General features: G+C 44.7%; 9 protein-coding genes. All 9 read left to right on the top strand.

The genetic code is table 11. The features are described from left to right. Positions 1-668 precede the first annotated feature (668 nt). The 9 genes from KYK27_RS11780 (at position 669) to KYK27_RS11740 (ending at position 12085) form a co-directional block, all read left to right on the top strand. Positions 669-2660, top strand: a complete 1992-nt coding sequence (locus KYK27_RS11780) for a BatA domain-containing protein (protein ID WP_233150391.1) — start codon at positions 669-671, stop codon at positions 2658-2660. A gap of 1 nt (position 2661) precedes the next feature. After that, on the top strand, positions 2662-3924 hold the full coding sequence (locus KYK27_RS11775) for a dihydroorotase (protein WP_199110188.1): 1263 nt from the start codon (positions 2662-2664) through the stop codon (positions 3922-3924). Between the two features lie 65 nt (positions 3925-3989). Further along, positions 3990-4499 carry a DUF4199 domain-containing protein gene (locus tag KYK27_RS11770; RefSeq protein ID WP_199110187.1) on the top strand — a complete coding sequence of 170 codons (510 nt, stop codon included), beginning with the start codon at positions 3990-3992 and terminating at the stop codon, positions 4497-4499. A gap of 25 nt (positions 4500-4524) precedes the next feature. After that, entirely contained in the window at positions 4525-5043 is a 519-nt protein-coding gene (locus tag KYK27_RS11765) for a DUF4199 domain-containing protein (protein ID WP_199110186.1), read from the top strand. 3 nt (positions 5044-5046) lie between these two features. Next, positions 5047-6021, top strand: a complete 975-nt coding sequence (locus KYK27_RS11760; protein WP_199110185.1) for a glycosyltransferase family 2 protein — start codon at positions 5047-5049, stop codon at positions 6019-6021. Beyond that, positions 6021-7163, top strand: a complete 1143-nt coding sequence (locus tag KYK27_RS11755) for a glycosyltransferase (protein ID WP_199110184.1) — start codon at positions 6021-6023, stop codon at positions 7161-7163. The genes KYK27_RS11760 and KYK27_RS11755 overlap by 1 nt, the downstream gene beginning before the upstream one ends. A gap of 175 nt (positions 7164-7338) precedes the next feature. Further along, entirely contained in the window at positions 7339-8091 is a 753-nt protein-coding gene (locus KYK27_RS11750) for a hypothetical protein (RefSeq protein ID WP_199110183.1), read from the top strand. Between the two features lie 60 nt (positions 8092-8151). Beyond that, a complete protein-coding gene (locus KYK27_RS11745) occupies positions 8152-10926 on the top strand; it encodes a TonB-dependent receptor (protein WP_199110182.1) in 2775 nt (924 codons plus the stop codon). A gap of 4 nt (positions 10927-10930) precedes the next feature. Continuing rightward, positions 10931-12085 carry a DUF4249 domain-containing protein gene (locus tag KYK27_RS11740; RefSeq protein WP_233150390.1) on the top strand — a complete coding sequence of 385 codons (1155 nt, stop codon included), beginning with the start codon at positions 10931-10933 and terminating at the stop codon, positions 12083-12085. Positions 12086-12103 lie beyond the last annotated feature (18 nt).

Genomic DNA, 12103 nt, shown 5'->3' with positions numbered 1-12103 from the left:
CAGAGAAGTTAAGCCCGGACGCGCCGATGGTACTGGGGTCACACCTGGGAGAGTAGGTGGCCGCCAACCCTATCTAAAAACACCCCGTCTTTTAATTAAGGCGGGGTGTTTTGCGTTTTAGGGAAGTGGGGAAGGAGGGGGCTCTAAAGTAGCTTGCTCAATATGATAATTACATAAGCTCCGATAGCGGAAGAATGTACTTAAAAAGGTACCAGAGCAAAGTTGACAGCTGAGGCAGCAGTGGAGTAAGTTTAAAGGAGTGAAAATTGTAAAAGAATAGTTACCTCGCGGTGACGATCGCTAAAAGCTACTTGACTTCCTGGATAAAAGCAGCTGTTTACAGGCTGGGAAAAAAGGATTATTAAAGAGCCCTTATTGATAGTATAGGTATATGCTTAGGTACTGCTTAAGCAATAGACTGTTTTTAGCTTCTCAAGCTTTACTGAATCCTCGACAGTGTTCTGAATTTAGGGAAAGGTCTATTTTACATTATTATATCTACCCTTCTTGCTTCAGTCTATCTATTTCAAAGATTTGGGAGATTTACTCATATGCTTCCTTTGTATTGAAATGAAATAACTTTTCCATTCTATCATTTTGAGCAAGTCTCCGTACTAGACTTGAACTATACCCGTTGTTTCTTTGGGATTTCCTGTTTAACTTGATCTATGGCTTTTGTTTATCCTGCCTTCTTATTTGCATTGGCTGCTACAGGCATTCCTGTTATCCTGCATTTGGTACAGTTAAGGAGAGCAAAGAGGATAGAATTTAGTAATGTGCGGTTTATTAAAGCCTCTCAGGAGGTAACTGCCAGCCAACGTAAGTTGAAGGATCTGCTGATACTTCTTAGTAGGATTCTCTTTGTTTTATTCTTGGTGCTTGCTTTTGCCCAGCCTTTTTTACCGGGTACTGGCTCTCAATTATCTGTTGGTAACGATGTCACTGTCGTTATTGATAATTCTTATAGTATGCAGAACATGCATGCTGAAAAGGATGTGTCGCTGCTTACATACGCCTCCGACAAAGCTAAAACCGTTTTTAACTTATTTCCTCCTGCCTCAGTTTTCTCTGTATTAGATAATAATACACTTTCCAGTAACAGGTATGCTTCCGCAGGAGAAGCAGTGTCAGCTTTGAATGCCTTAGATTATAGTTCTAATAGTTCAGTAAGTATTAAAGCTCCTACTAATTCCCATTTATTTCTTTTCTCCGAATTCCAGAGAAATCAGTTTAGTGCTTCTGCTTTCACTAAACTGGACTCTACAACACAGGTTCATCTTTTACCTTTAGAACCCGCTAGCACTTCCAATATCTTTATTGACTCTGTTTATCTGGAAGATGCATTTATCAGGTCCGGAGGAGAGATTGCTTTACATGTTATAGTCCATAATAGCGGCACGGAGGCTCGTGAAGATGTACCTGTTAAATTACTGGTTAATGGAGACCAGTTGGCTGCACTAAGTATTGACCTTCCTGCAAAGCAGGCAACCGAAGCAACTATAAATTTTAAAGTAGGAGATAGGGAGAGTAACCTGGCAGCCTTAACTATAGATGATTATCCTGTCGAGTTTGATAATACCTATTACTTTGTGCTTTCGCCTTCTAAGAGTGTAAATATTATTGAAATCTCAGATGCTAAAACTATAAGCTTAAAAGAGCTTTACAGTAAAGAACCCCTATTTAACTATACCCTTTACAATGCTGGTAATGTAAACTACGCACGTGTAGGTGAAGCTGATGCGGTCTTGCTTAACGGACTTGAAAGTGTAAGCACTGCGCTTGCCACAACCATAACGAATTATATTCAGGAAGGTGGAACGGTAATGGTTTTGCCTCCCGCATCCGGTAGTTTAAGTGGCTACGAAAGCTTTTTCAATCAGGCAGGAATCCCTGCCCGCCTATCTGTACCAGCTGGTAATAAATCTGAGCTGCAACCGCCTGCTGCAGCTAACCCATTTTTCAGAGGGATATTTGCAGAGTACGATAAAAAGATGCAGATGCCTTCAGCAATACGGAATTTAAGCTGGTCAAGAGCCTCAGATGATATTTTAAAATACAGAGGAGGAGCTTCGTTTCTGTCTCGTTTTGAACGTGGAAAAGGGCAGATTTATTTGATGGCAGCACCGCTGCACGGAGACTATAATACATTGGTAAATCATGCCTTACTGCTGCCGGTGATGTATAAAGTAGCTATTAGTGGCTATAAGCAGGAGCAGGAACTGGCTTATACCTTAAGTACTAACACTATAAAGTTACCTATTACCCACGCTACAGCGCGCGAAGGCATTTATAAACTGGAAAAAGACAGTCTGTCATTCATCCCGGAGCAACAGATACGTGGAGGAAGTTTGTACCTGAACATCCCCCCGGACCTGAACGAAGCCGGTATCTATAACCTTACATTAAATGGTGAGGTGGCTGGTACAGTAGCTTTTAACTATGATAACCGCGAATCGTTCCTAGAGGTTTACACTCCTGATGAACTACGCATCATGATAGGTACAGACCGAGAAAATATCCATGTGTATGACTATGGTGATGCCTTTTCGGTGAAGAATGAATTTGAAAAACGATATTTTGGCGTGAAGCTTTGGAAATATTGTCTAATATTGTGTCTGTTTTTCCTGATGGCCGAAATAGCCCTTATTAGATTTCTCTGACATGAACGTTTTCCTGAGAGCAGCTACCATCTACCACCCATCTTCGGAGTTTCACCTGCAACAGCACAATATCTTAATTGAGCAGGGAAAGATTACTTACATAGGACCTGATGAAAAGCAGGCGGATCAAACTATAGTATCAGACCATTTAGCCGTGTCGGTTGGCTGGGCAGATATGTATGCTGTAACCGGCGAGCCTGGGTTAGAGCACAAAGAAGACCTGCAGAGTCTGTCACTAGCAGCTGCCGCTGGTGGGTTTACTGAAGTACTTTGCATGCCGAACGTAGAGCCGGTAGTTCAGACAAAAGGTGCTATCAACTATATCAAAAACAGATCAGAACAATTGCCGGTTACATTGCACCCAACTGCAGCGGTAACTATGGAAGCCGAAGGGAAAGAGCTGACAGAAATGATCGACCTGAAACAGGCTGGAGCTGTTGCTTTTACTGACGGGACACACCCGATACAAGGCGCCGAAGTAATGGTGCGAGCACTGCAATATCTGCAACTGTTTGATGGTTTGCTTCTTAATCGCCCTGAAAATACAAAACTTACTGCTTACGGGCAGATGCACGAAGGCATAGCCAGCACCAGGCTCGGACTAAAGGGTATACCGGCGCTGGCCGAGGAAACTATAGTTGCCCGCGACCTGCAGCTGCTGGCATATACAGGTGGTAAGCTTCACTTCTCGCTTATCTCTACTAAAAACGCTATTGAAAGCATTAGAAAGGCAAAGGCCAATGGACTGCAGGTAACCTGCGATGTTGCCAGCTATCAGGTTGCTTTTACCGATGAGACCATGCTACCTTTTGATACCAACTATAAAGTTAATCCACCTTTCAGGGGCGAAACAGATGCGGAGGCCATAAAACAGGGACTGGCTGATGGAACTATAGATGCTATTGTATCCGGGCACCAGCCGCATGATACGGAAGCAAAAAAGCTGGAATTTGATCTGGCAGAGTTTGGCATCATGAACCTGGAAACTGCTTTTGCGGTAGCCAATACAACTATGGCTAATGTAGTGCCCTTAGAAACTATAGTTGAGAAATTTACTACTGCTCCGCGTCACATACTACAATTGCCTCAGCCCAAAATAGCAGTAGGCGAAATGGCAAACCTTACCATCTTTGACCCAACTCAGACCTGGACACCGGAAGAGAAAAACTTCAGATCGAAAGGTGTGAACAGTCCGTTCTTCGGGCAGGAGTTGACCGGTAAAGTTATCGGCATCATCCATAAAGGCCAGGTAGTATTAAATTAATCTTTTAAATTTTTTGATTATATTACAGTTGCTTAATATAGTTACTGTAGTACCAATTTGCATACATGTTTAATCAAGCGATAATAAGAGTAGGAGTACGTTACGGCGTTTTGTGTGGAGTGGCTTGCTTCGCGATTGTGCTGCTGTTGTACTTTATGGGGCATAACCCGTTCGGCGACTATGGCCGCTATAGTTTCATTCCTATTCCGTTTGCCATTTTCCTGGGCATACGCTACTATAAAAGGTTTAACGATACCGAAATAGGTTTTCTGCGTGGGTTACGTGTGGGCACTTCTGTTGCCTTTTATACGGCGCTTTGTGCCTCTATGCTGGTTTTTATTTTAACGTATGTAGCCGGGCCTGAACTGCTACAGCAGCATATACAGGAAATGAAAGCATTGCTGGAAGAAACGCGCGAAGACCAGATTAAGATTATGGGCGAGCGCATGTTTGAAGAGGGCTATAAAGCGCTTGATTCTATGTCGCCGTCTATGCTGGCAGCTGATGATTTTGTGAGGAGGTTTGTAGGAGGGTTGGTTTTTGCGCTGATAGCAGCTGTTTTTTACCGTAAGTAAATCTAACCCTAAACTAATAACAATCATGACTGAACCACAACCTTCTGTTACTTCGGTAGCGCTAAAGTATGGCCTTATAACGGCACTCATCGGTGTTGTTTACACACTTATTATTATGGTGGCCAATCTTGGCGATAACCGCTGGCTTTCCGGCTTATCGTACTTAATCCTGATTGCGGGTATAGCACTTGCCGTGAAGCAATACAAAACCATAAACTATGGCTATATGTCTTATGGCCAGGGCTTGGGTATAGGTACCTTGGTTTCTGCCATTTTCGGACTGCTGTCTGGTATCTTTGTATGGTTATACACGGCTTTTGTTGATACTGAATACATGAGCCGCATGATGGAAAAGCAGACGGAGGCGTTTTTGGACCAGGGAATGAGCGATGAGCAGGTTGAAGCGGCCATGGCGATGTCTGAAAAATTTCAGGGACCTATAGCAATGATTTTAGGCGGCCTTATCGGTGCTGTTATAATTGGATTTCTATTATCTTTGATCATCTCTGCCATCATGAAAAATAACAGGCCGGAGTTCGAATAAAAAATGCAATACCCTTATGATATTTCGGTAGTAGTTCCACTCTTTAACGAAGAGGAGTCGCTGCCAGAACTCGTGCGCTGGATCAGGCGTGTGATGCATGCGCACGAGTTTTCTTATGAAATTATTCTTGTTGATGACGGCAGCACAGACCGTTCCTGGGAAGTTATTCAGGACCTGAGCGCCGACGATAATACCGTAAAAGGCATCAGTTTTAACCGCAACTATGGCAAATCTGCAGCCCTGCATATGGGTTTTCAGCGGTGCGCTGGCGAAGTGGTAATAACCATGGATGCCGACCTGCAGGATAGCCCCGATGAAATTCCTGCGCTTTACGACATGATCAAACACCAGAAATACGATCTGGTGAGCGGATGGAAACAGAAACGCTTTGATCCGTTAAGCAAAACAATACCTACCAAATTATTTAACGCAGCTACCCGCAAACTATCGGGGATACAACTGCACGACTTTAACTGCGGCCTGAAAGCTTACCGCCAGCTGGTAGTTAAAACGATAGAAGTGCATGGCGAAATGCACCGCTACATCCCGGTTATTGCCAAATGGAATGGCTTTACCAGAATTGGCGAGAAGGTAGTACAGCATCAGGAACGCAAGTATGGCACCACCAAATTTGGCCTGGAGCGCTTCGTTTATGGTTTCCTGGATCTGCTTTCGATCTCGTTTGTAAGCCGCTTTAAAAAACGCCCGATGCACTTTTTCGGAACCATGGGTACGTTGATGTTCGTGGTTGGTCTGGGCATAACTATCTGGCTTATAGTCCAGAAATTATTCGGTTTGTATTCTGATGGGCGTGTGCGTGATATCGTGGATCAACCGTTGTTTTTCCTGGCTTTGGTTACTGTAATATTGGGTGTGCAACTGTTCCTGGCTGGTTTTCTGGCCGAAATGATGTCGATGACATCCAGTAAAAAGAACGAGTACCTGGTGCGCGACCATATAGGGTCTGTAAAAGCATAATGGCAAGGCGCATCGTTATAGTTGGGCCGGCGCACCCCTTGCGCGGTGGCGGCATGGCTACATTTAACGAGCGCCTGGCACAAGCTTTCCAGCAGAACGGCGACGAGGTGGAGATCGTAACGTTCAGTTTGCAGTATCCCTCTTTCCTGTTTCCGGGTAAAAGCCAGTATTCCGATGAACCTGCTCCCGAAGGCCTGCAAATTAAAGTACTCATCAATTCTGTAAACCCACTTAGCTGGCTAAAAGCGGGTAACTACATCCGTAAACAAAAACCGGATATAGTTATTTTCAGGTACTGGCTGCCGTTTATGGGGCCAGCGTTGGGCACCATTGCCCGCATCATCAAAAAGAACAACTATAGCCGTATAATGGCCATTACCGATAACGTGGTTCCCCACGAGAAGCGCCCAGGTGATGTGCCTTTCACAAAATATTTCCTGAGTGCCTGCCACGGGTTCATAACTATGTCCCGGTCGGTGCAGCAAGATCTGCAGCGTTTTGAACCTAACAAACCAAGCCTCTACTTAGCGCATCCGCTTTACGACAACTTCGGAACTATAGAACCTAAAACGGAAGCCTGTGCTGCACTTGGCCTTGATCCCAACTATAGTTACCTGCTGTTTTTCGGATTTATCAGGGCCTATAAAGGGCTGGATCTGTTGTTGCAGGCGATGGCCGACGAACGTATAAAGCAGCGAAAAGACCTGAAACTTATAGTTGCCGGCGAATTTTATGAAGATGCAGCACCCTACCATAAGCTGATTGACGAATTGCAGCTACAGGAGCAACTCATCCTGCGCACCGATTTTATTCCCAACTCCGAAGTACGCCATTACTTCTGTGCCGCCGACCTTATAGTACAGCCCTACAAACATGCCACGCAAAGCGGTGTAACACAGGTTGCCTATCACTTTAATAAACCGATGGTAGTTACCAATGTTGGCGGCCTGGCCGAACTGGTACCAGATGGTGAGGTAGGCTATGTAGTGGAACCACAACCCCAAACCATAGCCGATGCCATCCTGGATTTTTATAGTTCAGGGAAAGCTACAGAGTTTGAGCAGCAGATACAGAACTATAAGCAGCGCTTTAGCTGGGATGCCTTTACAGAAGCTATCTATAGTCTTGCCGCTAAACTATAGTTGGAATTTATTTTTCAGGTATAGAAGTAACCAAGCCGTTTCCTATAGTTATCTAGCGTACCATATAACTAAGTTTTGATAAAGGATTAAATAATTTAGAGAGACTCCTTGTCATAACATTAAACATCTGCTATATTTATAGCTACTTCGCTGCATTTGAGCTACATCACAATCCATGTCAAGAAATCTACTCCCGTTACTTCTTTTTTTTGCCATACTTTTTGCACCCGTTACAATATTGGCGCAAACCGCTTTGCCTGATACCGGTTTTGTAAAGCAATCTGTTGATGGTGCTGTGCAGGCTTACCGAAATGCTGTGGGCTCACACGCGCATCTTTACAACGGGCCGGAATATTTTGTATCGATCAGACCTTATGTAAAAGGGCATCAGTTTTTTAAAGAAAAAAGCTTCGTAAAAGGGGCCGTACTGTATGATGGTGCCTGGTTTTATGAAGTGCCGATGACCTACGATGTGGCTTTGGATGAAGTGGTTATTGCCCATGCAGGCGGTGGATATTCGCAGATGCTGGTTAAGCCAAAAGTGAAGGAGTTTCTTTTAAGCGGCCATACCTTTGTGCATTTAAATACAGATAGCGTTGCCGGTACACGTCTGCAGGCTGGTTTTTACGATCTGATGTACGATGGCAGTGTGAAAATGCTGGTCCGCAGGAAAAAAGTGTTGAAGGAACAGGCGACCAGTGCAGGTATTGAGGGAGAATTTAATGTGGAAGATGCTTATTATCTCTGGAAGGATGGCAAGTACTACGAGGTTGGCAGTAAGCATTCTGTTCTGAAAGTACTTGGTGGTGAAAAGAAACTGCTTAACAAGTTTGCCAGAACCAACGGTCTTCGTTTCAAAAAGCAACGCGAGGAGGCAATCTTTAAAATAACCCATTATTACGATACGCTCGAACCAAAAGAGCAATAAAGAACTGCTCCTCAGAGTGCTTATACTAAACTATCAACCATTAGCCACACAAAAAGCTTCATGGCTCAATTTTACCGAAATTTATTCCTGCTGATCGTATTTTTCTCCGGTGTTATAGTCACTGGTTTTGCACAGCAGGTGAACGATCCGCTCGTAACTGGCAACTATACAAACACGACCTTCCGGACCTTTGTAGAAGACCTGGAGGCACAGACCAGGTTTATTTTTTACTTCGACCCGGTAGTTACGGATAGTATAACAGTAGATATACAAGTAACTGCGCAGCCACTTAGCAAAGTGCTGACCCAGGCATTACTGGGCACCAATCTGCGGTTTGCCATTAGCGAAGAGCAACAGGTTTTTATAACCAGCGAAAAGCAAGTGCTTACCAGCCTTCCGGATAATTTCTTCAACAATGGAAGCAAATCTAAGGAAGTTGATAACACGCAACTGGCCGATTTTTACCTGCCGCAACAGAAGAAACAGAAAAAAGCAGTCTCAGAAATAAAACTATATGAGATAGGCAACGCAGGAGGCCAGTCAAAAGCAAACCTGGCAGGTACCATTCGGGACGCTAACACAGGCGAGCCGATCATTGGAGCTTATGTTTATATTGAGTCGCCAACTATAGGCACCGCCTCCGACCAGTATGGTTACTACTCACTCACTCTTCCGGTTGGCCGTCATGAACTGAAGATCCGTGGAATTGGGCTGAAGAATGCAAAGCGCCAGGTATTACTGAACGGTGACGGCAAGCTGGATATCGATATGGAAGAAGATGTGCGGTCGCTGAAAGAGGTGCTGGTTGAAGCTGAAAAAGATAAAAACGTTTCCGGGCTGCAGATGGGCATGGAGCGTCTGGACATCAGAACTATAAAACAGGTGCCTACTGCTTTTGGCGAAACAGATATTCTGCGTGTAGTGCAAACCTTGCCGGGTGTAAAATCGGTGGGAGAGGGAAGTACCGGCATGAACGTACGGGGCGGCTCTACAGACCAGAACCTGATCCTGCTGAACGATGCGACGATCTATAACCCATCGCACTTGTTTGGTTTCTTCTCGGCCTTTAACCCGGATGTGCTTAAGTCGGTGGAACTATACAAAAGTGCTGTGCCAGCGAGATATGGCGGCAGGCTATCGTCGGTGCTGGAAGTTACAACCAGGGAAGGAAACAAAAAACAGTTTTCAGGAGCGGGCGGTATTGGTTTACTGACCAGCAGGCTGACACTGGAAGGCCCAATCATAAAAGACAAAACTTCGTTTTTGCTGGGCGGTCGTACCACGTACTCCGACTGGATATTAAAGCAACTGCCAAACAAATCGTTTAAGAACAGTGAAGCTTCTTTTTATGATATCAATGCCCACATCAGCCACGAGATAGACAGCAAGAACAGCGTATTCTTTACAGGCTATATCAGCAAAGACAGGTTTAAGCTGGATGCCGATACACTTTACAGATTCAAGAACCAGAACGCAAGTTTAAAATGGAAGCACAACTTTCATAACAAACTATACAGCGTAGTTACGGGCACGCACAGCCATTATAGTTACGATATCTCGAATGAAGGGAATGCTGTAAATGCGGCCACCCTGGCTTTTGGAATAGACCAGAGCAACCTGCAGGTAGATTTCAACTATTTCCCTAACGAAAAACATACTGTAGACTTTGGGGCCAGCTCTATCTTCTATCAGTCTTCGCCTGGCAGCCTGACGCCACACAGCCAGGAGTCACTTATCTCGGAAGACATTATTCAGAAAGAAAAAGCGGTTGAAAGTGCCATTTACATCTCAGACAGGTACGACATAAGCCCACGGCTTTCAGTTTCGGTTGGGTTGCGTTACTCTATGTTTACTGCACTCGGCCCACGCGATGTGTATACTTATGCTCCGGGAATTCCGAAAACCGAAAGCAGCATGACGGATACGGTTTCCTATAGTTCAGGCGAGCCTATTGCTACATACCATGGACCGGAGTTCAGGCTATCAGCCAAGTATAATTTGACTGATAACTCTTCTGTTAAGCTAAGCTACAACAGGCTACGTCAGTACATGCACATGCTTTCCAATACAGCATCTATGTCACCGACCGATACCTGGAAACTAAGCGACAGCAACATTAAGCCACAGGTAGGCGACCAGGTAGCTATTGGGTATTACCGCAATTTCAGAGCAAATACCATTGAGTTTTCTGCAGAAACATACTATAAATGGATGCAGGATTTTCTTGATTACAGAAGTGGCGCCTCTATTATCATGAACCACCATATAGAAACCGATGTGGCCAATGCCGAAGGAAAAGCATATGGTGTGGAACTGATGGTGAAGAAAGCGACCGGAAAAATGAATGGCTGGGTGAGCTATACGTATTCGCGCACGCTGGCTCGTGTAAACGATCCAAACACTTCAGAGGTCATAAACAGGGGCGAATATTACCCGAGCAACTATGACAAACCACACGACTTTACCCTGATCAGTAACTATAGATTCAGCCAGCGCTTCAGTACCTCGCTTAACTTTACTTATAGCACCGGCAGACCGATAACGTTACCGATTGCCAAGTATTACGACGGAAGTGCACAGCGCGTCCTGTATTCTGACAGGAACCAATACCGCGTTCCGGATTATTACCGCGTTGATTTTGCCATGAACATTGAGGGCAACCATAAGGTGAATAAACTGGCGCATAGCTCCTGGACAGTGGCTGTGTATAACCTTACAGGCCGCAAAAACCCTTACTCTATTTATTTCAAGTCAGATAAGAACAAAATCAGAGGGTACAAAATGTCGGTCTTCGGGCAGCCTATCCCTACTGTAACCTATAATTTTAAGTTTTAAGCGCATGAAATTCCTGAACTGGAACAAGACGATAGGCTGGCTTATGATGCTGTTAGTGAGCAGCTGTGTAGAGCCATATTCGCCGGAAGTACTGGAGGGGCCAAACAGCTACCTGGTAGTGAACGGATTTATTAATACCAATGGGCCAACTACAGTACAGTTGCTACGCACTCAAAACCTAAAGGAGGAAACACTTCCGCCTGCGGAGACCAATGCTATAGTGCAGGTAGAGTCTGAAAATGGGGAGCACTATAGGTTATATGAGGCAGGCAATGGCAACTATACTATTGATAACTTAAATATTAACCCGGCGTCAAAATACCGCCTGTTCATCCGGACAAGGGATGGTAAGGAGTATGCCTCTGAATATGTGGAGGTAAAGCATACGCCGGCTATTGATGAAGTTACCTGGGAACCGGTAGATAATGAAGTTCAACTATACGTTAGCACACACGACCCTAACAACAAGACACGCTATTACCGTTGGGAGTTTGAGCATACCTGGCATTACAGGGCGGCCTGGGGTACAACCTTAAAATATGTGAACGGACGAATTGAGCTCCGTGACCGCAATGATCCGGATATTTATAACTGCTGGGCATCAGAATACTCTACCACTATTGAGCTGGGAAATTCTATCCGCTTAAGCCAGGATGTGATAAGTAAGTATAAACTGTTAGCAATACCTTATAACTCCGAAAAGATAGGGGTGAAGTATAGCATACTGGTAAAGCAATATGCGCTTACCCGCGAAGCTTATGCCTATTGGGAGACCCTGAAAAAGAATACCGAAAATATCGGTACCCTGTTCGATCCGTTGCCATCGCAGTTAACCGGTAACATAAAAAGCCTGACCGACCCTAACGAGCCTGTAATTGGCTATGTAACCGCCTCCACGATGCAGCAAAAGCGCATTTTTATAGATTCGAAGGATTTGCCCCGTGATTGGAGAACATTTATACCAAGATGTACCATTGATACCATGTTGCTGGCAAACAGCACGCCACGTGAATATTTTGAAGGTGGCTATGTGATGCCTGTTTATGAAGTATACCCACCGAATGGAGGAATGTCTCCTATCGGGTATAGCTATGCGACGGTAGGTTGCGTTGATTGCCGTACCCGTGGTACAAATGTGAAACCTGCTTTCTGGGAGTAATGCTGAAGGTTAAAAAGA

It is taken from the genome of Pontibacter populi (genome assembly GCF_019336435.1).
GTDB lineage: Bacteria > Bacteroidota > Bacteroidia > Cytophagales > Hymenobacteraceae > Pontibacter > Pontibacter humidus.
This window is presented reverse-complemented; position numbering and strand designations above follow the sequence as displayed.

Coding starts and splice junctions, on each gene's coding strand:
- KYK27_RS11780 (WP_233150391.1), top strand. CDS start 669: ATGGCTTTTGTTTATCCTGCCTTCTTATTTGCATTGGCTGCTACAGGC.
- KYK27_RS11775 (WP_199110188.1), top strand. CDS start 2,662: ATGAACGTTTTCCTGAGAGCAGCTACCATCTACCACCCATCTTCGGAG.
- KYK27_RS11770 (WP_199110187.1), top strand. CDS start 3,990: ATGTTTAATCAAGCGATAATAAGAGTAGGAGTACGTTACGGCGTTTTG.
- KYK27_RS11765 (WP_199110186.1), top strand. CDS start 4,525: ATGACTGAACCACAACCTTCTGTTACTTCGGTAGCGCTAAAGTATGGC.
- KYK27_RS11760 (WP_199110185.1), top strand. CDS start 5,047: ATGCAATACCCTTATGATATTTCGGTAGTAGTTCCACTCTTTAACGAA.
- KYK27_RS11755 (WP_199110184.1), top strand. CDS start 6,021: ATGGCAAGGCGCATCGTTATAGTTGGGCCGGCGCACCCCTTGCGCGGT.
- KYK27_RS11750 (WP_199110183.1), top strand. CDS start 7,339: ATGTCAAGAAATCTACTCCCGTTACTTCTTTTTTTTGCCATACTTTTT.
- KYK27_RS11745 (WP_199110182.1), top strand. CDS start 8,152: ATGGCTCAATTTTACCGAAATTTATTCCTGCTGATCGTATTTTTCTCC.
- KYK27_RS11740 (WP_233150390.1), top strand. CDS start 10,931: ATGAAATTCCTGAACTGGAACAAGACGATAGGCTGGCTTATGATGCTG.